21 protein-coding genes and 1 riboswitch are annotated in these 20,204 nt (G+C 44.3%); of the genes, 9 read left to right on the top strand and 12 right to left on the bottom strand.

All coding sequences use genetic code 11. The features are described 5' to 3' along the window. Positions 1–27 precede the first annotated feature (27 nt). Both H7844_02820 and H7844_02815 read right to left on the bottom strand, forming a co-directional pair. Positions 28–315 (bottom strand): HigA family addiction module antitoxin, encoded by a 288-nt coding sequence (locus H7844_02820; protein MEO5356213.1) that lies wholly within the window; start codon positions 313–315, stop codon positions 28–30. Positions 316–327: 12 nt separating this feature from the next. Next, on the bottom strand, positions 328–606 hold the full coding sequence (locus H7844_02815; protein MEO5356212.1) for a type II toxin-antitoxin system RelE/ParE family toxin: 279 nt from the start codon (positions 604–606) through the stop codon (positions 328–330). 129 nt (positions 607–735) lie between these two features. Further along, positions 736–862: riboswitch (TPP riboswitch) on the top strand. A gap of 76 nt (positions 863–938) precedes the next feature. Here H7844_02815 and thiS point away from each other — a divergent pair. From thiS to H7844_02770, 9 genes are all read left to right on the top strand, one after another. Next, a complete protein-coding gene (gene thiS / locus H7844_02810; protein ID MEO5356211.1) occupies positions 939–1,139 on the top strand; it encodes a sulfur carrier protein ThiS in 201 nt (66 codons plus the stop codon). A gap of 57 nt (positions 1,140–1,196) precedes the next feature. Then, positions 1,197–1,970 carry a thiazole synthase gene (locus H7844_02805; protein MEO5356210.1) on the top strand — a complete coding sequence of 258 codons (774 nt, stop codon included), beginning with the start codon at positions 1,197–1,199 and terminating at the stop codon, positions 1,968–1,970. An 18-nt stretch (positions 1,971–1,988) separates the two neighbouring features. Further along, positions 1,989–2,609, top strand: a complete 621-nt coding sequence (gene thiE / locus H7844_02800; GenBank protein MEO5356209.1) for a thiamine phosphate synthase — start codon at positions 1,989–1,991, stop codon at positions 2,607–2,609. Then, complete coding sequence (thiC, locus tag H7844_02795; GenBank protein ID MEO5356208.1) at positions 2,600–3,895, top strand: phosphomethylpyrimidine synthase ThiC; 1,296 nt, start codon at positions 2,600–2,602, stop codon at positions 3,893–3,895. Before thiE ends, thiC begins: the two co-directional genes overlap by 10 nt. A 4-nt stretch (positions 3,896–3,899) precedes the next feature. Beyond that, entirely contained in the window at positions 3,900–4,667 is a 768-nt protein-coding gene (gene thiD, locus H7844_02790) for a bifunctional hydroxymethylpyrimidine kinase/phosphomethylpyrimidine kinase (protein MEO5356207.1), read from the top strand. Continuing rightward, positions 4,660–6,030 (top strand): DNA repair protein RadA, encoded by a 1,371-nt coding sequence (gene radA / locus H7844_02785; GenBank protein MEO5356206.1) that lies wholly within the window; start codon positions 4,660–4,662, stop codon positions 6,028–6,030. Before thiD ends, radA begins: the two co-directional genes overlap by 8 nt. Next, positions 6,008–6,634, top strand: coding sequence for a hypothetical protein (locus tag H7844_02780; GenBank protein MEO5356205.1), 627 nt, complete (start codon positions 6,008–6,010; stop codon positions 6,632–6,634). Before radA ends, H7844_02780 begins: the two co-directional genes overlap by 23 nt. A gap of 228 nt (positions 6,635–6,862) precedes the next feature. Next, on the top strand, positions 6,863–7,222 hold the full coding sequence (locus H7844_02775) for a type II toxin-antitoxin system RelE/ParE family toxin (protein MEO5356204.1): 360 nt from the start codon (positions 6,863–6,865) through the stop codon (positions 7,220–7,222). Then, the gene (locus tag H7844_02770; protein ID MEO5356203.1) at positions 7,215–7,490 is read left to right on the top strand and encodes a helix-turn-helix transcriptional regulator; all 276 of its coding nucleotides are present in this window, start codon (positions 7,215–7,217) and stop codon (positions 7,488–7,490) included. Before H7844_02775 ends, H7844_02770 begins: the two co-directional genes overlap by 8 nt. A gap of 292 nt (positions 7,491–7,782) precedes the next feature. On the opposite strand, the gene H7844_02765 is transcribed toward H7844_02770, so the two are convergent. The 10 genes from H7844_02765 to nifJ all read right to left on the bottom strand — a co-directional run bounded on the left by H7844_02765 (position 7,783) and on the right by nifJ (position 19,994). Next, the gene (locus tag H7844_02765; GenBank protein ID MEO5356202.1) at positions 7,783–8,736 is read right to left on the bottom strand and encodes a GDP-mannose 4,6-dehydratase; all 954 of its coding nucleotides are present in this window, start codon (positions 8,734–8,736) and stop codon (positions 7,783–7,785) included. Beyond that, the gene (gene glf, locus H7844_02760; protein MEO5356201.1) at positions 8,733–9,842 is read right to left on the bottom strand and encodes a UDP-galactopyranose mutase; all 1,110 of its coding nucleotides are present in this window, start codon (positions 9,840–9,842) and stop codon (positions 8,733–8,735) included. The genes H7844_02765 and glf overlap by 4 nt, the downstream gene beginning before the upstream one ends. A gap of 103 nt (positions 9,843–9,945) precedes the next feature. Beyond that, positions 9,946–10,815 (bottom strand): dTDP-4-dehydrorhamnose reductase, encoded by an 870-nt coding sequence (rfbD, locus tag H7844_02755; GenBank protein MEO5356200.1) that lies wholly within the window; start codon positions 10,813–10,815, stop codon positions 9,946–9,948. Continuing rightward, a complete protein-coding gene (rfbB, locus tag H7844_02750) occupies positions 10,812–11,810 on the bottom strand; it encodes a dTDP-glucose 4,6-dehydratase (protein MEO5356199.1) in 999 nt (332 codons plus the stop codon). The genes rfbD and rfbB overlap by 4 nt, the downstream gene beginning before the upstream one ends. Before the next feature lie 12 nt (positions 11,811–11,822). Beyond that, positions 11,823–12,284, bottom strand: coding sequence for a dTDP-4-dehydrorhamnose 3,5-epimerase family protein (locus H7844_02745; GenBank protein ID MEO5356198.1), 462 nt, complete (start codon positions 12,282–12,284; stop codon positions 11,823–11,825). Further along, positions 12,285–13,352 carry a glucose-1-phosphate thymidylyltransferase gene (locus H7844_02740; protein ID MEO5356197.1) on the bottom strand — a complete coding sequence of 356 codons (1,068 nt, stop codon included), beginning with the start codon at positions 13,350–13,352 and terminating at the stop codon, positions 12,285–12,287. Between the two features lie 142 nt (positions 13,353–13,494). Continuing rightward, positions 13,495–15,231, bottom strand: a complete 1,737-nt coding sequence (locus H7844_02735) for an ABC transporter ATP-binding protein/permease (GenBank protein MEO5356196.1) — start codon at positions 15,229–15,231, stop codon at positions 13,495–13,497. After that, positions 15,216–15,719 (bottom strand): TIGR00295 family protein, encoded by a 504-nt coding sequence (locus H7844_02730; protein MEO5356195.1) that lies wholly within the window; start codon positions 15,717–15,719, stop codon positions 15,216–15,218. The genes H7844_02735 and H7844_02730 overlap by 16 nt, the downstream gene beginning before the upstream one ends. 20 nt (positions 15,720–15,739) lie before the next feature. After that, positions 15,740–16,219 (bottom strand): hypothetical protein, encoded by a 480-nt coding sequence (locus tag H7844_02725; protein MEO5356194.1) that lies wholly within the window; start codon positions 16,217–16,219, stop codon positions 15,740–15,742. A gap of 199 nt (positions 16,220–16,418) precedes the next feature. After that, positions 16,419–19,994 carry a pyruvate:ferredoxin (flavodoxin) oxidoreductase gene (nifJ, locus tag H7844_02720; GenBank protein ID MEO5356193.1) on the bottom strand — a complete coding sequence of 1,192 codons (3,576 nt, stop codon included), beginning with the start codon at positions 19,992–19,994 and terminating at the stop codon, positions 16,419–16,421. Between the last annotated feature and the right edge of the window lie 210 nt (positions 19,995–20,204).

Raw genomic sequence — 20,204 nt, 5'->3', positions numbered from 1 at the left:
TTTTCATCTTTAGCATAAGGCAGATGTTCAAAGTACAGGATGAAGAGTTATGTTTAAATCTTTGCGCTTATCGTTTATGCGCCACAAATCAAAAGTGTTTTGTATATTCAGCCATGTTTGAGCAGTTGAACCAAAGACTATTTCCAGCCTTAACGCCATTTCAGGAGTAATTGTGCTGTGGCCGTTTATGATTTTAGATACTGTTTTGCGTGTAACATTGAGCCGCCCCGCCGCCTCAGTTATAGATATGCCAAGAGGTTTAAGGGAAAGTTCATTTAAGACTTCTCCGGGATGTGGTGGATTGTGCATCTTCATAATGTTATCTCCTTAATGGTAATCTTCATAATTAACAATTTCAGCGTTGCTTTCCACAAAATGGAAAGTTATACGCCAGTTTGCCTGTACTGTAACAGCCCAATTGTCTTTTTCTTTTCCTTTAAGACGATGCAGATTAAGAGATGGCAGTCTTATACCTTCAATAGAATCAGCAGCATCAAGCACAGCAAGTATTAACCTTAACCGTTTAGCATGTATAGCCTGTAACCCTGCCGTGCTTCCGGTAAGGTAATACTGCTCAAGCCCTTTGTATGCAAAAGAGACAATCACAATGTTATTGTAACCTGAAAGGTTACACACTGTCAATATTAAAAAAATAGTTTGTTCCAGACCAAAGTGCTCAAAACAGACCCAAACAACTTGACTATTTCTTGTAATTTATAATATCATCGCAATAAGCAGCACCCTTGGGGGAGGCTCAGAACGCCATAGAGCAGTTCTGAGCCTGAGAGACCTTAATCTAAAAGGTGACCCCTTGAACCTGATACGGGTTATACCGGCGGAGGGAAAAGGGCTTGACAGCCGTATTCCATGACGCTCACCGGGAATGCGGTTTTTCTTTTTTTAAATCCCGTACCCGTAAGATGGATAAATTAATGACTATGATGATTAAATTAAATGCAGAAGATTACACCGTAAAGAAAGCTGAAACGGTTAAAGAACTCCTTGATGAATTGGACATTCAAATGGAGAGGGTTGCCATTGAACTAAATCTGAAAGTAATTAAAAAAGCCGACTACCATATAACTCCGATTCAGGACGGAGACTCAGTGGAAATCGTCAGCTATGTTGGAGGCGGGTAAATTTAACTACCATGAAATAAATGTTTGTTTTTTTAATAAATAAAAAAAGGAGAGTCCATGGACGATAGACTTATTGTTTCCTCAATAGAAATAAAATCACGGCTCTGGGTCGGAACAGGTAAGTATAAGGATTTTGATGAGACGGCATGTGCCATAGAAGCCTCAGGCGCCGACATTGTTACTGTGGCGGTGCGAAGGGTTAACATCACTGACAGAAAGAGCCCAAACCTGCTTGACTACATTGACCCCAAAAAGTACAAAATCCTGCCTAACACCGCAGGGTGCTATAACGTGGAGGATGCCTTAAGATACGCCCGCCTTGGCCGTGAGGCAGGAGTTTCCGATATGGTAAAACTTGAGGTCATAGGAGACGAGAGAACCCTGTTTCCCGATGTCTGCGGTCTGCTAAAGGCTACAGAAATCTTAGCAAAAGAGGGTTTTATAGTGCTTCCATACACAAGTGATGATCCGATAATCGCCCAGAGACTCGTTGATGCCGGAGCCGCTGCGGTTATGCCGCTTGGCGCTCCCATTGGCTCGGGGCTAGGTATAAGAAACCCGTATAATATAAAAATAATTCTTGAGCTTATAAAATCCGTACCTATTGTGGTGGATGCCGGCGTGGGTACAGCCTCAGATGTTGCAGAGGCGATGGAACTAGGCTGTGACGCCGTGCTGGTTAACACGGCAATTGCCGGAGCAAAAGACCCAATAATGATGGCCGGGGCTATGAAACACGCCGTGATTGCCGGAAGATACGCCTACAAGTCGGGACGTATCCCTAAGAAACTCTACGCAACAGCAAGCAGCCCTATAGAGGGAATGCTTTAGTATAACAGGAGGGAACCCGTGGCAGGCATTGATTTTAAACTATACCTTATAAGTGACAGAGCGCTGGTAAACAAACCCTGTTGTGAGGTGCTTGAGGAAGCGCTAAGGGCAGGAGCCGGTGCAGTCCAGCTCAGAGAGAAGGATTTAAACATAAATGAAATAATGGTGCTGGCTGAAAAAATGCGGGAGTTGACTAAAAAGTACAAGGCCAAACTATTTATAAACGACAGAGTGGATGTCGCTCTGGCAGTTGAGGCAGACGGAGTGCATCTGACACAAAACAGTATTCCGGTTGATGCAGCAAGAAGGATAGCAGGGGAGCGGTTAATCATAGCGCAATCCACACATTCTATTGAGGAAGCACTTCACGCTCAGAGCAAGGGGGCTGATTTTATAACTCTCGGGCCGATTTATGAAACTACCTCGAAACTTCAATTCGGTCCCCCCATTGGAATACAGACAATTATTAAGGTAAAAAAGAAAGTAAAAATACCGGTGTTTGCCATTGGCGGCATAAAGCCGGACAATATGAGTGAGGTCATGGAGGCCGGAGCTGACGGCGTAGCCGTGATTTCCGGAATTTTATCGTCAACTGATGTTTTTGGCGAAACTAAAAAATACCTGGAGTTATTGAAATGACAACTATAGAGTCGGCAAAAAAAGGAATAATAACTGATGACGTAAGGGCTGTGGCATTGAGCGAATCCGTATCTGCTGAAAAAATATCAGAAGACATCGCCGCAGGCTTTACGGTTATCTCAAAGAACACGCTTCGCAAAATCAAACCTGTCGGTATTGGCAGAGGGCTTACCACAAAGATAAACGCTAACATCGGCACATCTAAAGACCATGTCTCTGTAGAAGAGGAAATGCTGAAACTTGACGCACTGGTTAAGTACGGCTCCGACGCCGTAATGGATTTATCAACCGGAGGGCCTATCAGAGACTTAAGAAGAATGATGACCGAAAAATCACCCGTCCCAATCGGCACTGTGCCGATATACGAGGCTGCCGTTACGGCGGCTGAAAAGTACGGTAACATTATTAAAATGACCACCGATGATTTCTTTGAAATCATCGAGATTCACGCCAAAGAGGGAGTTGATTTTGTAACTGTCCACGCAGGGCTTACCAGGGGCACAATAGAGCAGTTGAAGGCTCAGGGCAGAATTCTTGACATCGTAAGCCGCGGCGGCTCTATTATGCTTGAGTGGATGATACTAAATGACCGCGAAAACCCCCTGTTTGAACAGTACGACAGGCTCCTTGATATAGCAAAGAAATACGATATGACTTTAAGTTTAGGGGATGGCCTCAGACCCGGCTGTCTTGCCGACGCTACAGACAGAGCCCAGGTGGAGGAGCTAATCACTTTGGGTAAACTTCAGAAAGTTGCACTGGAGCATGGCGTGCAGGTGATAATAGAGGGCCCGGGCCATGTGCCTCTTAATCAGGTTGAGATGAATATAAAACTTCAGAAATCACTGTGCAGCGGCGCCCCTTTTTATGTTTTGGGGCCGCTTGTAACAGACGTCGGTATGGGCTATGACCACATAACATCGGCCATAGGCGGGGCAATTGCCGGGGCGGCAGGCGCCGATTTCCTCTGTTATGTGACGCCCTCTGAGCACGTTCGGCTTCCAAACCTTGATGATGTAATTGAGGGTGTGGTAGCCTCAAAGATAGCAGCCCATGCGGCGGATATTGCAAAGGGGATTCCATCTGCAATAGAGAGGGACAAAAAAATGGCAAGGTACAGAAAGAACCTTAACTGGGAAGGACAGATTTCCATGTCATTTAACCCCGATAAGGTTAGAAACATGAGGGCGCATCTGCCTCCAGCGCAATCGGATGTTTGCAGCATGTGTGCCGATTTCTGTGCTATCAGAACAGTTGAGCGCGCACTTCATCCTGTGTCGAAATAGACATATGTTGACTGCACTAACTGTTGCCGGCTTTGACCCCACGGGCGGGGCCGGGCTTCAGGCCGACTTAAAAACTTTTCACGCCTGCGGAGTCTATGGCCTTTCGGTAGTATCCTCGATAACCGCCCAGAGCACTCAGGGTGTTACTGATGTTTTTGGAGTTGAGCCGGGAATTTTTGAGAAACAATTTTCCATTTTGCTGTCAGACATTACCCCTGATGCACTTAAAACAGGGCTGCTGCCCTCCACTGCCCTGGTTGAAATTCTGGGTGGTTATATCAGGAAATATAATTTAAAAAATCTCATAGTAGATCCGGTAACAGTCTCAACATCGGGCAAGATGATGATTGAACCCGGCGTTATGGAAATGGTTAAACGGCAGCTTCTGCCGCTTTGTACGTGCTTTACTCCAAACATTGCGGAGGCGTCCATGTATTCCGGTATTGAAATAAAAACACCGGCGGACATAGAGACCTCTGCAAGGCTGTTAAGAGAGTTTGGAGTTAAAAACGTTATAATAACAGGCGGGCAGAGTCTTGAAAATGCAACAGATACTTTTTATGACGGAGTGGAATTTTTAAAAATGGAGAGTCCTCTTAAAGCAGGAACATATCACGGTACCGGCTGTTTATATTCAGCGGCAATAACGGCAAATCTTGCCATGGGGAAGACGGCTGTCGAAAGTGCCCGGTTAGCAAAGGAATTCATAACAACTGCAATAGAAGGGAAGGCAATTTATCCCGGCAAGGGGATGGCTATTTTAAATGTATAAAACGAAGACCGTATTTCAGTGCCAATCCTGCGGCTACAGTTTACCTAAATGGGTTGGGAAGTGCCCGGACTGCGGCAGTTGGAACAGCTTTGTTGAAGAGAAAGAGGTACAGATCAAAAAAGGGATGTCAAAACCGGCCGGCTCAGAGGCTGTGTCTCTTAGTGAAATATCAGTAAACGCCGAGGACAGACTTTCTACCGGAATAGAGGAGCTTAACCGGGTTCTGGGTGGTGGGATTGTGGCAGGCTCTTTGATTTTAATAGGAGGGGACCCTGGAATCGGCAAGTCAACCATAGTGCTTCAGATGATGTCCTCTCTGTATAAAAGCAATGCGGCATTGAAGAGCATTTCGCTGTACGTCTCCGGTGAGGAATCCTTAAAGCAGATAAAAATCCGCGCGGACAGGTTAAACGTGGAAAACCCTGAGATAAACGTATTGCCGGAAACCTGCCTTGAAAATATAACGGAGCAGATAAGATCATTAAAGCCGGCAATTGTGATAATTGATTCGATTCAAACAATGTTTACGCAGGATGCCTCATCAGCTCCGGGGTCGGTTACACAGGTGCGGGAGTGTGCTCTGAAGCTGATGTTTTTAGCAAAGAGCTCTATGACCTCAATATTTTTGATAGGTCACGTAACCAAAGACGGCGCAATAGCGGGCCCTCGCGCACTGGAGCATATAGTTGATACGGTTTTGTATTTTGAGGGAGAACGGGGGAATCCCTACAGAATTCTGCGTGCGGTGAAAAACCGCTTTGGCTCAACAAATGAGATAGGAGTGTTTGAGATGCGGGATTTGGGCCTTGTTGAGATACTGAATCCATCTGAGTTGTTTCTTTCAGAGCGGCCTGAGGGGGCCTCAGGCACGGCGGTAATCTCCACAGTGGAGGGAACGCGTCCGATTATGGTAGAGCTGCAGGCGCTGGTTTCCCGCTCAAATACGGCGATACCCAGGAGAACGGCAATAGGGGTTGAGAGCAATAGGGTTAACCTTTTAATTGCGGTGCTTGAAAAGGTGGGCGGTGTGCATCTTGGCGGGATGGATGTTTTCCTTAATGTGGTCGGGGGCCTGAAGATAAACGAACCGGCTTTTGATCTGGGTATTGTTGTTGCGATAGTTTCCTCGTTAAAAGAGAAACCTATCAGAGAGACGGTTTTCGTATTTGGTGAGGTGGGGCTATCGGGAGAGATTCGGGGAGTATCACAAGCGGAGGGAAGAATTAAGGAGGGGGCAAAGATAGGCTTTAAGGAGGCTATAATTCCTGAGTCCACGCTGCAGCGGCTCACGTTTAAGCCGGATATTAAAATCACAGGGGTAAAAAATATAGGGGAAGCCATTGAAGCAGCGATTAATTATTAAATTTTTGCTTTGCACTGTAATATCTGTATCGTTGTTGTCTTGTGTTAAATCCGTACCGGTACCGGACTATTATGAGAAAATTACTTTTGATGAATTTATAAGCCGTTTAAGAACGATCCGGCAGATAAAGGGTACCGCCGACATTTCGATGAAGACAAAAGACGTATATCTATCCGGCATGGCGTCAATGAAATTATCGCCTAATGGATATGAGGTGAAGGTGTTTTCGTTAGGGATACCTGTTGGGGAATTCGGCGAGTATGATGGGAGGTTTTACAACACTCTTAAATTAAAACCTCAGGATGGGCATTTAATATCTCTTTGTATAAAGGAAGGGCTTTTTTGGTGGAACAATAACGTAAAAAATGTGATAAACAGTGGCAAACAACTGGTAATAAAGCAGCCGCGTCAGGATATGATTTTAGATAAAGAATCGTTAAAGCCGATTGAACAATTTATCTATTTATCGGGAGACGCCACTTTGCATATAGTTTATGAGGATGTGCGGTGGGTAGGCGGTATATGGTATCCCGACGGTATTGTAGCCACACTGGGTGACTACAAGTTTACTATTGCGATGGAAGATGTTAAGTTTGAGAGGTAACAAGGGGGGTAAGGTTATGAGTTAGAAAATGATAAAAAAAGAGGCTGTTATGTTGTTTTGCAATCAATAAACGGCAAATTAGAAACATGGACCTTTGTTTATACATCACGCTTAAGGAGGAAGGTGGGGAGTGGTTCGTGGTTTAGGCATAGGGAGTAAATTTCATCTGATAATTGATAATCCCAATGGACATTCCCAAGTGGTATTGACAAATGTTAACATATACATATGACTAAAACAGTTATCTTCTACGCAACAGCAGATGGTAAATGTCCAATTCGTGACTTTTTAGATTTACTGCCAGGTAAGGCTGTTCAGAAGATAACGTGGGTTCTAAAACTCTTAGAGGATTTGGAATTTGTTCCATCAGGCTATTTCAAGAAACTCACAGGGACAGTTGATATATGGGAGTGCAGGATAGCATTTGGTTCAAATATATATAGGATATTATGTTTCTTTGCAGATAATTCTATGGTTGTGCTTACTAACGGCTTTATAAAGAAAAGCCGGAAGATACCAAAATCTGAAATTGAAAAAGCAGAAGGATACAGGAGAGATTTTTTGAATAGGAGGAAAAAACATGAGTGATTTGAAAAAATACATAACCGAAAGAAAGATAAGAGATACGGATTTCGCTGATGGATATGAAGAAGGATACGAGAAGTTCAGGGTTGGCATGGTACTTCGGCAAGCACGTGAGGATGCTGGTTTGACTCAAGAAGAACTTGCATTAAGACTTCATACTAAGAAGACGGCGATATCTCGTATAGAAAACCATGCCGAGGACATAAAACTTTCAACGCTGGAGCGAGTGGCTTCGGCACTTGGAAAGAAGTTGGAAATTGTAATAGTCTGATTGGATTGTGTTTTTTCGGCGGATGATTGAGTTTAGAGATGTAGTGAAAGTGGAGTAACCACGATTTAATCGGACACAGGTTCGGCCTCAAAAATGTTTGCTCAGGAAATGTTTATAACAGAAAAGATGAATCTGTAAAGAGAAAAAAACTCCCTGATAGATACTTTTATACTGCTCCTGCCTCGGGGCAGCGGTCATTTTACAAAAAGTGTAAGCGGTGTATGCCCACTGGTAAAAGGATAGCGCGATATAGGGCGGATAGTGAGTCATTCAGGGCGGATATATTCTGAAACTATTTTCCCATATAAAAACCAAAAGTCTCAGAGAGTCCATGCTGCAAATCGTACGATGGTCTCCAGCCCAAAACAGTTGCAGCCTTAGAGATATTCATAGTGCTTTTTCTTAAATCACCGGGACGCGCCGGCCCCTTTAAAGGTTCGTTGAATTTGTCTTCCTTAGCATACCCCTTTTCCCTTGCACACTGTAGTATTGCCCTGTAGAGCCGCCCCGTTGTTGTTTCAACTGAGGAGCCGATATTTATTATATGAGACGTTCCCTTAGTAAGGGCGATTAAGTTTGCACTGACGATGTCTTTAACATAGCAGTAGTCTCTTATCATGCCGTCGGGCTCTTCCTGGAAGTGATAAATTACCGGAAGTGTCCCTGCAATAAGTTTTTCCATAAAAATAGCTACAACACCGGCCTCGGCATGAGGGGTTTGCCTGGGACCAAAGATATTAGCGTACCTTAAAACCGTATAATCAAGCCCGTAGTGGTGGGAATAAAAATTCAAATAATACTCGGCGGTTAGTTTGGTTATTGCATAGGGTGACAGTGGAGTTGCAGGGGAGTTCTCGGTTGCAGGCTCCTTTACCGCCTCACCATAGACAGCCCCTCCGGAGGATATAAAAATAAACTTACGCACTCCATGCTTTACGGAGCACTCCATAATATTTAAAAATCCTAAAATATTTACGTCAGCGTCAAACACAGGGTCCAGCACTGAGGCCGGCACAGATATCTGCGCCCCGTGGTGGTTTACTATTTCAGGTTTTTCTATCTCAAAAACCTTACCAACCTCTTTGCTGCATAAATCCATGAGATAGAACTTTGCTCTTTTATTTAAATTTTCCATCTTGCCGGTACTTAAATTATCAATCACAACAACCTCATGTCCCTGCTCTATATATCCATCCACGACATTTGATCCGATAAAACCGGCGCCGCCTGTCACTAAAATTTTCACTTACCCTCTCCTTTGGCTATTGCCCCGACAAGATCAATTGCCTGCTTTATAGCCTGGTCCATGTTATAGTACCGGTACTGTGCAAGGCGCCCGGCAAAATAAACTGTTTTTAATTTTTCAGCCTCTTTGGCATATAATTCATATTGTTTTTTAGCGCTCTCCATAGGCATCGGATAATAGGGCTCACCTTCAGCCTCCGGGTATTCCTTCACTATGGTTGTTTTAGGATGCTTTTGGTATGTAAAGTGTTTACTTTCCGTTATCTTTGTGTACCTATGGTCGTTAGGGTAATTAACTACGGCTACCTCCTGAAAGTACTCTGTGTCATGGGTCTCAAACTCAAAACTCTGACTGCGGTACGGAAGCCTGCCATGCATGTGGTCAAAGAAATAGTCCACAGGCCCGGTGTAAATAATCTTGTCAAACTTTACGTCGCCCACAACGTCCTTATAGTCGGTGCCGGTGACAACCGTTATATTCTTATGGTCAAGAATTTTCTCAAAAAGTTTAAAAAAACCCTCCTCAGGCATACCCTGATGTTTATCGCCAAAGTACCTGTCATCTGTGTCATACCTGATGGGTATTCGTTTGGTCACCTCCGGTGATAGTTCATCAGGATATACTCCCCATTGTTTAAACGTATAATTTTTAAAAAACTTTTCGTAAAAATACTCTCCCACAACAGAGACAACAACATCACGTGAATTTTTAATTTCCGGCACTGCGATTCTCATAGAATCAAAATACTCCCTGAGTTGGCTCTCCGAGAATTGCTTACCCAACAGCGTATTTACGGTTGTAAGATTTATAGGGATTGGAACCTTTTTGCCGTCAACGTAAGTCAGCACTCTGTGGACGTAATTATTGAACCTAACAAAACTGTTTACATACTCCCATACATCGTCATAGACAGTGTGAAAACAGTGGGCGCCGTACTTGTGAACTAAAATGCCTGCTTCATCATAGTAATCATAGGAGTTGCCGCCAATGTGTGAGCGTTTCTCAACAAGCAGGACTTTTTTATCCAGTTGCGAGGCGAGCCTTTCGGCACTTACCGCACCGGCAAAACCCGCCCCTGCTACTATAAAATCATACTTTTCAGGCATCAGTGTCTGTTTATAAGGGAGAGGGCTTTGCCCTCTCCCTTAAACCCTCTCCCACAAGGGAGCTCGCCCCCTTGACCCCATCCTTATTAATGATATTAGTTTTTTATGCATCAATATCTATTTTTAAATAGTTCTCCAGAGACGCCATCCACCTCAGAGGTTTGAAACCTGTACAGAGTATTGTTTGAGAAAGGTCTAAAACCGAATAGGCGGGTCTTCTGGCCGGTGTGGGAAACTCAGCCGTAGTTATCGGCCTTACCGGTGTGCTTATACCTCTGAGCTTTAATATCTCAACGGCAAAATTATACCAGCTTATGCCGCCGTCTGTTTCGTCGGTTACGTGGTAAATGCCATACTTACCGCTTTCTATCACGCATCGTATTCCCTCTGAAAGACTGACTGTCCATGTGGGAGAGCCTATTTGGTCATTAACGACAGTGAGTTCCGGCCTTTGGCGTGAAAGCCGCAGCATTGTCTTAACAAAGTTGTTGCCATATTTTCCATAAAGCCAGCTTGTTCTGATTATATAAAACTTACTCATAAGCCATGTTACGTACTTTTCACCGGCCAGCTTTGTAAAGCCGTATTGACCGGAGGGGCAGGTTTCATCAAACGGTGTGTATGGAGTGCTCCTTAAGGGAGCATCAGGGCCTCCAAAGACGTAGTCCGTACTTATATGGCAAAACGGGATATCCCTTTCATTGCACACAATACAGAGGTTTTGTACACCCAGAGCGTTAACTGTCATGGCAAAGTCTCGCTCCGACTCAGCCTTATCCACGTTTGTATAGGCGGCACAGTTGACAACAACATCTGGCTGGGTCTTATCAATGCTTTCCCTTAGAGCATCAATGCGAGTTATATCCAGCTCATCTATAGTAAAGCCACGGCACTGATGCCCGTGTTCATTTAAAAACGGCACCAAGTCGCTGGAAAGCATTCCGCCTGCGCCAACTACCATGACTTTCATCATTTCCAAAACCCTCCGCTTTCATGGCTGAGGCGGCTCTTTAGCGGCTGCCACCACCACTGGTTTCCCTTGTACCACTCTATGGTTTTCTCTATACCTTCCTCAAACTTTACGGAAGGTTTCCAGCCCAGCTCGGCAGTGATTTTTGTGTTATCCAGAGCATACCTGAAATCATGTCCGGGTCTGTCCGTTACGTACTTTATATGAGATTCGTTCTTACCCATTAAACCGAGCGTGGTTTTTACAATATCTATATTTTTGCGCTCACAATCCCCGCCAACGTTATAAACCTCACCGTCTTTTCCATTGTGAAGGATGGTATCAATGGCGGCACAGTTATCTAAAACAAAGAGCCAGTCCCTGACGTTTTCACCCTTGCCATATACAGGGACCGAACCACCCTCCATCAGGTTTGTTATCATAAGAGGAATTAGCTTTTCCGGAAACTGGTACGGGCCGTAGTTGTTAGAGGGTCTTACCAGTATTGCGCCATAGCCGTAGGTTTTGTTACATGCCTGAAGGATCAAATCCCCTGCCGCCTTTGACGCAGAGTACGGAGACCTTGGGTCAAGCGGGGTGGTTTCCGTAAACTTACCGTCATGTGTCTCAAGGCTGCCGTAAACCTCATCAGTTGACAGATGCACAAAGCGCTTAATGTTTGGGGCTTTCATGGCAGCGTCAAGAAGAGTTTGCAGCCCGATGATGTTAGTTTGCAGAAATGGTTTTGCATTGGCTATTGAGCGGTCAACGTGGCTCTCGGCGGCAAAGTCAACCACCGCATCCACCTCTTTGATTAGTGTGCCGACAACTTCTTCATTTACAATTGAGTCTGTGACTGTGCGCAGACGCTTGTTATCTAAATCCTTAAGGTTATCCATATTGCCGGCATAGGTTAGCGCATCGAGATTTATAATCTCATAATCGGAGTACTTTCCAAGCATATGCCTGATAAAGTTGGACCCGATAAAACCACAGCCGCCGGTTACGAGAATTTTCATTATATGGCCCCCTTAATCAAATTGATACGGTGATGTGTTGTCATTTTCCCAGCGTATTTCATCCACCGGTTCCTTTTTACCTTCTCCAGCATATAGTCTGTCGGGAAGGTTTATGACCATACCATCCACGGTGTCGGCATTTTTGTATGCGTGCACTACTCCGGGAGGCACGGTTACTATCTTGTTTTTTGAGTCCCGCAGTACGATTCTATTTTTATAAGTCGGAGAGTTTTCCCTTCTGTCCCAAAGATAAAGCGTGAAATTACTCAGAAAAATAAAGAGATCAGTTTGGTCAACATGTTCATGAGGGCCGCGGGCAATACCTGGTTTAGTCATGGAAATGTATGACATTACGGGAACAAGCTCCCCGGGTAGTTCGTCAACCCTGTAAAGTTCGGCAAGCCAGCCGCGGGCATCGTTAAAAAACTTCAAATCTTTAATAATAACCCCTTCAATATTTCCTTCCTTATACATTTAAACCTCCACCACGGTATCGTCGCTAATCATAAGCCTAAGCGCCGTATGTCTGTACGTATTCTTGAAAACCCTCGCATTACGCCCTATCAGGCTGTCCTCAAGGCGTTCTATACCCTCTATAGAGGAATTACTGAGTATTACAGAGTGCTCAATGGCTGAGTCTCTTATAGTAGTCTCATCCCCTATGCTTGTGTGCGGGCCGATAAAGGAGTTCTCAATTCGTGCATTTCTCCCTATTTTAATGGGACCTCGCATATGGCTGTTTATTATCACCGTGCCTTCCTCTATCGTAACCCTTCCGGTTATACGGCTAAGCGCATCAACCACGCCTGCAATGTCATGTTTTATGTACTCATCCAGCACTATGGTGTTGGCCTCAAGGAGATCGTCCTTTTTACCTGTGTCAAGCCACCAGCTCTCCAGTACCTGGCTATCCACGGCATATCCCATATTGATTAACTCCTGAATGGCATCGGTAATTTCAAGCTCGCCCCTTTTTGAGGGTTTTATCCTTGCTATTGCATCAAAAATTTTATTTGTAAATATATAGACACCGACAAGGGCTAAATTAGAGGGAGGGTTTTCAGGCTTTTCTATCAGCTCCACCACCTTGCCCTCTTTATCAAGCCGTGCCACTCCAAAGCGTTTAGGGTCTTCAACACGTTTAAGAAATATCAGAGCCTCTGGTTTTTTCTTCTTAAACCGCTCTATTGCGTTCTTTACTCCCTCACTGAGAAGATTATCACCTAAATACATAACAAAGTCATCGTTTCCGAGAAAATTCCTGGCCGTTAAAACAGCATGTGCAAGGCCGGCAGGTTTTTTCTGCACAATAAAGCGGGGTTTTAGTCCCCACTGCGCTCCATCCTGTATATAGTCCTTAACGTTTTGGCCGGTCTCAGGGGAGATAATAACACCGGTATTTTTAATCCGTGCTTCGGATATGTGGTTTAACACATACCACAGTATCGGTTTTCCGGCTACCGGGACGAGTTGCTTTGCTATAGTGTGAGTCAGAGGACGCAACCTTGTGCCCTGTCCACCGCTTAATATAAGAGCTTTCATTTAAGCCACAGTCCTTTCATCGTTTTCATTTTAACATACTCAGGTTTTTCACACAATCTCTATATTATACCAAATATGGTTTAAATATTTTATTGCCGGATTTCTTTTTAGAAAAAATTTATTGCTCTAATGAGAATATATATTATGACAGTGCAAACGTACTGTATAGGGTTTGATAGGCATCGTTAGATTGTAACAGGGTTTCGTGTGTTCCGGCCCCTACAATTTCACCGTCTTTGATAACTGCTATTCTGTCGGAGTTTTTTATTGTGGAAAGTCTGTGGGCCACCACTATGGTAGTTCTGTCTTTCATAAGAGTCTCAAGGGCCTTTTGAACCAAAGATTCCGAAACGGAATCAAGAGACGATGTTGCCTCATCAAGTATTAAAATCGGCGGATTTTTAAGCACCGCCCGCGCTATTGCAATGCGCTGCCTTTGTCCTCCCGAGAGGTTTAGACCGCGGTCGCCAAGAATGCTTTCATAACCCTCCGGTAGTTTGTCTATAAATTCATCGGCATAAGCCAGGGTTGCCGCCGTTTTTATCTCTTCCTCCGTAGCCTCCGGCTTTCCAAATAAAATGTTCTCTCTTATGGTTTCATTAAAAAGCAGTATATCCTGGCTTACAATCCCTATCAACTCTCTCAAAGAGGCAATGTCCAAATCTGCAATGTCGGTCCCGTCAATGGTAATCCGCCCCTCTGTGGGTTTATAAAATTTCGGGATAAGGTGTATGAGTGAGGTCTTACCGGCACCACTAGGCCCCACAAGTGCTATTACCTCCCCCTGCCTGATAGTGAGGTTTATGTTTTTCAGGATATACTGATGTTCGTTGACATATTTAAAAGATACATTTTCAAAAGTAATGTTTTCCTTAAAACCGTTGATTTTAATATTGCCGTTTTCCTCCGCCGCAGTGTCAAATACGTGGTCAATGCGCTCAAGCGATGCTCTTATGCCCTGAAGAGTCGTGTAGGATTCCCCGACTTGTTTAACCGGACTAAATACCAGGTATATAGCGGTCAGAATGGAGGCAAAGTCTCCAGGAGTCACACTCCCTGCCACTACCTGTCTGCCTCCGTATATCAGAACAAACCCTATGGCAATACCGGTCATTGTGTCAATTACCAGTTTATTCAGTTCCTTAAGTCTGATTGCTTTAACATTATCCCGGAAGACCTTATTGTTGTCTGCTATGTATTTTTCATTTCTGAGAGGTTGACGGTTAAAGACTTTGATAACTCTGTTTCCGGTAATAGACTCTGAAAGCCTGTGGGTCAGATATGAAACGCTCTTTTGAGCCTCATGGCTGCGCTGTTTTACTTTTTTGCCGATTTTTTTGGCACTATAGGCAAATATCGGCACAAGCAGCAGATTAACAAGAGTTACATCCCATTTTCTGTAAAAAGCTATACCCATCAGGACAAATATTTTAGGTATCTCGATGATTGCAGCCCTCAGCACCTCGGCAAATATGGCGCTTATTTTATCAACATCGTTAATTACCCGCGACATTAAAATGCCGGAGGCCTCCTTGTCGAAATACTTAACCGGCATGTAGAGGATATGGTTATGCAGCTTGTTTTGAGTGTCTCGTATCAGGGATAACCCTGCGCGCTTCATAAGGTACTGTTGAAAAAAATGCAATATCCCCTTAATTGTAAAAAGCATAATAACGGCTATGGGAAAGTACTTAAGATATTCATAGTTTTTTTGTACGAACACAATATCAAGAGCAGGTTTGACAAGCCATGCGATTGCACCCATAACAGCGGAGACCATAAGCCCGAAGGAGAGGGCAAGAAAGGTCTGCCCCCAGTAGGGTTTTGTAAGAGCCACAATTTTTCTGTAAGCCGACATCGCCGCTATTTTTCCATCCATGATGTTATTTCTCTGTGTTGTAAGATAAAACGCATAATTGCGGGGTGGTCCTGTCCGAGGATTTTTTTAAATCTTGCAAGGGCGGCTTCGAAATCCACGATTTTGCTGCCTGTTGTGAGATTATCGGCATAGGATACAATTTTTTCTGCAGGTGTTTCGGGGATGTAATTACATGGTGGAAGTCCAAGCGATACGGCCTCCTCTTTCGGTAATCCTGCCCCTATGTGCCGTTGAATTATTTTTACAATCTCGGCTTGTAATCCTAGCTCTTTGGCCATTTCAGCACCCACAAACGCATGGTCTAATCCATGTGTTTTCCCTCTACCAATATCATGAAGGAGAGCCCCCACTCTGATAATCTCAGAGTTGACATAGATTTTAACTCTGCCGGCAATCTCCACTGCCTTTTCCTTAACACTCAGGCAATGTTCAATCACATTGCCGGCAACATTGGCGGCTCTCAGCAGAGCAATCTCGTTTTCGTCCACAGAACATTATAACAGGATTGTCATAAATAATTAAGGGATTGACGGATAATTATTTTGCTTTTAATGTGTTTTTGTGACAAAATACCATATTCATACAGAAGCTTCTTTATTGAGGCTTCACGGGTTTCAAACCATTTATCATGGGATTTTCTCTTTAGATTTACTCTTTCTTCTAATGATAAGTCACTTAAATTTATAACCCTTGCATTTTCAAATTCATAGCCCAATTGTTCAAGTTTTTCTTTATTTTCTCTGTCAGTACAAAATATTCCATTTCCGCAAAAAGAATGTGGAATTTTATTTTCAAATAAAGTCTTCGTAAACTTATCCATGTCATCAGTGTTTTTTAATCGAAAATGTATTTCTTTATCAGAATTTTCAGGTATTGGTTTTTTTTCCTGCTGCAAACGCTCTTTTTCTATCATTTCATACAACAAAGCTCTGTCTTTATGACTTATAGTGCTATATGTAGTACTAAAATGTGTTTTTTTTGATACCATTGTCTCTATGTCCTCTTAAAAAATACTTTTTTTCGTTCTTGAGGTTTCCATAATCACCCATGATAAGCAGCTTAATACACCTTTACTATATTTCAACGCAGTGCACATAACCCCTTTTTAATAACTTGTATCAAAGCAAAGGGAAGAGCGATGGGACTGCTCTTCCCTTGCAATATGTTTACAATTAAATGTTTATCTCTTACTCAGAGGGCGTCCAGTTGGCCCAATGCTTTAAGAAATTCCACCTTCTCTTAACATCGTATTCGGCTTCTTTCATAAGCTTTGCGGCCACCTCAGGTTTCGATACCCTGAGCTGCTGGTATCTGTTCTGTGCATAGCAGTAGTCGGCCAGGGAGCCGGTAGGCTCTTTGCTGTCTAACTGCATAGGAGTTTTCCCTTCAAGTTCAAGTGTGGGATTGTACCTGTAGAGCGGCCAATAACCGGTGCTTACAGCCTCTTTCATTATATCCACGGTCTTTGTGGTATTAATACCCTGTGCGATACAGGTAGAGTAGGCAATGATAAGTGACGGGCCTTTATAAGCCTCAGCCTCAATGAATGCCTTTATTGTTTGGGCAGGATTGGCTCCAAATGCTACCTGTGCTACATAAACATGGCCGTATGTTGACATAATCAGGCCGATGTTCTTTTTGCCGGTGCTCTTACCGCCTGCGGCAAACTGTGCTACTGCTCCTCTGGGGGTTGCCTTAGACATCTGTCCACCGGTATTTGAATAAACCTCGGTGTCCATTATCAATATGTTTATGTTTTCACCGGAGGCCAGCACCTGGTCAACTCCGCCGTAGCCGATGTCATAACCCCAGCCGTCTCCTCCTAAGCACCACACTGATTTTTCAACCAGGAAGTCGGCAAGTGATATAAGGCTCTTTGCCTCATCTGAATTATCCCCGGCAAGTACCTTTTTGAGGTCGGCAATTCTTGCTCTCTGAGCCTCAATACCCTCTAAGTTGGTCTGGTCTGCGCTTTTGATAGCGTCAATGAGTGACTTCTGACCGGAAAACTTTGAGCCTAAAGAATCCAGAAGCTCCGCTGCCTGTGCGTTGAACTTGTCAACCGCCTGTCTCATGCCAAGACCAAACTCTGCGTTGTCCTCAAACAGTGAGTTTGCCCAGCTGGGGCCCCTGCCGTCAGCTCTCTTAGCGTACGGAGTGGTTGGAAGATTACCGCCATAGATGGAAGAGCAGCCTGTGGCGTTAGCAATCATAAGCCTGTCACCAAAGAGCTGAGTGAGAAGCTTTATATATGGAGTCTCGCCGCAGCCTGAGCAGGCGCCTGAGTACTCAAACAGAGGTCTTACCAGCTGGCTGCCCTTAACTGTGGAGATTTTGTACTTTGAAGGGTCTGTTTCGGGAAGACTAAGGAAAAACTTGTAGTTGTCGGCTTCCTTGAAACGAACAGGCTCCTGCAGTGTCATGTTAATTGCTTTAACCTCGGTGCGTTTCCCTGCTGCGTCTTTCTTACGTCCCGGGCAAACCTCCACACATGAACCGCAGCCGACACAATCCTCGGGAGCTACCTGAACTGTAAACTTAAGGCCGGCAAATTCCTTACCTGTTGCATCCACTGATTTGTACTCTTTGGGAGCGCTGCCCAGATTGGACGAGTCAAATGCCTTAATTCTTATTGAAGCATGAGGGCAAACAAACGAACATGTGCCGCACTGAATACAAGCATCAGGCTCCCACACAGGGATATGTAAAGCAATATTTCTCTTTTCGTACTGGGTGGTTGCCGTTGGCCATGTGCCGTCAACAGGCATAGCCGATACAGGTAGTGCGTCACCGTTTCCTTCTATTATCTTAGCAGTCACGTTTTTAACAAACTCAGGAGCATCATCGGAGACGGCTTTACGCATCGTTATTTTACTTGTAACTTTAGCCGGTACCGGGACTTCAACGATATTGGCGATAGCCTTATCCACTGCCACATAGTTCATCTCTACAACCTTATCGCCTTTCTTCTGATAAGTCTTCTTGATTTCCCTCTTAATTGCCGTGATAGCCTCGTCTTTGGTTACAACGCCGGAGATTACGAAAAAGGCTGTCTGCATTATCATATTAATTCTGTTGCCCAGCCCAAGCTCCTCAGCCAGCGCTATAGCATCTATGATATAGAACTTCATCTTTTTTGCAATTAACGCCTCTTGCACTTCTTTGGGTAAAGTATCCCACACGGTATCTTTACCGTGGGATGTGGTCAACAGAAATGTGGCGCCCTCCTCGGCATTGCCAAGCATGTTGTATTTTTCCAGAAATGACGTGTTGTGGCAGGCTATAAAGTTAGACTTGGATATAAGGTACGGGGATGTGATGCACCCTTTACCAAAGCGAACATGTGAGGTGGTAATTGAGCCCGATTTCTTGGAGTCATAAACGAAATAGCCCTGTGCATGATTTGGGGTTTCACTACCGATGATTTTAATAGTGTTTTTGTTTGCTCCGACTGTGCCGTCAGCGCCGAGGCCGTAGAACATGGCACGCACGGTGTCTTTTCCTTCTATGTCAAATGATGGATCGTACTTTAGGCTTGTGTTGGTAATGTCGTCGTTAATACCCACGGTGAAGTGGTTTTTGGGTTTGCTCTCTGAGAGGTTGTCAAATACGGCTTTTGCCATGGCTGGAGTAAAGTCCTTGGAACCAAGTCCGTAACGGCCACCGACTATTGTCGGATATTTTTTGAGATTGCCGATACCCTGCTCGATAGCCTCACCGATAACCGTTCTGACGTCAAGATACATAGGTTCGCCGGTAGCCCCCGGCTCTTTTGTTCTGTCTAACACTGCGATGGATTTCACAGAGGCGGGGATAGCGGATGCAAATGCCGCTGTGTCAAAAGGCCTGTATAGTCTTACGTGTATAAGACCGACTTTACCGCCCTTTGCGTTTAAGTAATCAACAGTGTTTTGTACAACCTCGCCGCCTGAGGCCATTATAATGACAATCCGCTCTGCATCCGGTGCTCCGTAGTACTCGTAAAGTTTGTACTGGCGGCCAACTATACCGGCAAACTTATCCATAGCCTTCTGGACTATGCCGGGAACTGCGTTGTAGTATTTATTGACTGTTTCACGGCCCTGGAAGTAAACATCAGGGTTCTGAGCGGTACCGCGCATAGAGGGTCTGTCCGGTGTAAGACCCCTCATACGGTGCTCTACAATCTTACTGTTGTCTATCATGGCTCTCATGTCGTCAAAAGTTAATTCTTCAATTTTTGCAACCTCATGTGAGGTTCTGAAACCGTCAAAAAAGTGCAGGAAGGGTATGCGTGATTCTAAGGTGGCTGCCTGAGCTATAAGAGGAAAGTCCATAGCTTCCTGAACGTTCTTAGAAGCAAGCAGTGCAAAACCTGTGGCTCTTGTGGCCATGACGTCTGAGTGGTCACCGAAGATGGAAAGTCCCTGACAGGCAAGTGAACGTGCTGTGATGTGAAACACGGTAGGTGTTAACTCACCGGCTATCTTGTACATATTGGGCACTATTAAAAGTAGCCCTTGGGATGCGGAACATGTCGTGGCAATAGCACCTGCTGAAAGAGAGCCGTGCACTGCACCTGCCACACCGGCTTCAGACTGCATCATTCCGACCTTGGGCACTGAACCCCAAATGTTGACTGCACCGGCTGCCGTCTTTGAATCGCAGATTTCCGCTATCGGTGATGACGGCGTAATCGGGTAAATTGTAATTATTTCGTTTGTAGCATGAACGGTATGCGCGCAAGCCGTACAACCATCCATTGTTACCATCTTTCGACTCATACTTCCCTCCATCATTTTAGTTTGTTATTAGTTTTGAATATAAATCCGTCAAAAAACTTTTCGGACCTCTGCCGTTTCAGCCCCCCACTTTGTTGAACAATCTATTGCATCCATCTTAAATTAATTTACAATACAAGTACCCGAAAGTATAAATTATCATTAAGAATAATTTCAAGCAATATAAAAATAATTTTTATGAGATTTTTAAAA

It is taken from the genome of Nitrospirae bacterium YQR-1, from assembly GCA_039908095.1.
Classification (GTDB): Bacteria; Nitrospirota; Thermodesulfovibrionia; order Thermodesulfovibrionales; family Magnetobacteriaceae; genus Magnetomonas.
The sequence above is the reverse complement of the archived record's forward strand: the minus strand, read 5'-3'. Positions and strand labels throughout refer to the sequence as shown.

Excerpts from the sequence above, each read along its gene's own strand:
- H7844_02820 (MEO5356213.1), bottom strand. The coding sequence starts at position 315 with ATGAAGATGCACAATCCACCACATCCCGGAGAAGTCTTAAATGAACTT.
- thiS (MEO5356211.1), top strand. The coding sequence starts at position 939 with ATGATGATTAAATTAAATGCAGAAGATTACACCGTAAAGAAAGCTGAA.
- H7844_02805 (MEO5356210.1), top strand. The coding sequence starts at position 1,197 with ATGGACGATAGACTTATTGTTTCCTCAATAGAAATAAAATCACGGCTC.
- thiD (MEO5356207.1), top strand. The coding sequence starts at position 3,900 with ATGTTGACTGCACTAACTGTTGCCGGCTTTGACCCCACGGGCGGGGCC.
- radA (MEO5356206.1), top strand. The coding sequence starts at position 4,660 with ATGTATAAAACGAAGACCGTATTTCAGTGCCAATCCTGCGGCTACAGT.
- H7844_02775 (MEO5356204.1), top strand. The coding sequence starts at position 6,863 with ATGACTAAAACAGTTATCTTCTACGCAACAGCAGATGGTAAATGTCCA.
- H7844_02770 (MEO5356203.1), top strand. The coding sequence starts at position 7,215 with ATGAGTGATTTGAAAAAATACATAACCGAAAGAAAGATAAGAGATACG.
- glf (MEO5356201.1), bottom strand. The coding sequence starts at position 9,842 with ATGCCTGAAAAGTATGATTTTATAGTAGCAGGGGCGGGTTTTGCCGGT.
- rfbD (MEO5356200.1), bottom strand. The coding sequence starts at position 10,815 with ATGATGAAAGTCATGGTAGTTGGCGCAGGCGGAATGCTTTCCAGCGAC.
- rfbB (MEO5356199.1), bottom strand. The coding sequence starts at position 11,810 with ATGAAAATTCTCGTAACCGGCGGCTGTGGTTTTATCGGGTCCAACTTT.
- H7844_02745 (MEO5356198.1), bottom strand. The coding sequence starts at position 12,284 with ATGTATAAGGAAGGAAATATTGAAGGGGTTATTATTAAAGATTTGAAG.
- H7844_02740 (MEO5356197.1), bottom strand. The coding sequence starts at position 13,352 with ATGAAAGCTCTTATATTAAGCGGTGGACAGGGCACAAGGTTGCGTCCT.
- H7844_02735 (MEO5356196.1), bottom strand. The coding sequence starts at position 15,231 with ATGGATGGAAAAATAGCGGCGATGTCGGCTTACAGAAAAATTGTGGCT.
- H7844_02725 (MEO5356194.1), bottom strand. The coding sequence starts at position 16,219 with ATGGTATCAAAAAAAACACATTTTAGTACTACATATAGCACTATAAGT.
- nifJ (MEO5356193.1), bottom strand. The coding sequence starts at position 19,994 with ATGAGTCGAAAGATGGTAACAATGGATGGTTGTACGGCTTGCGCGCAT.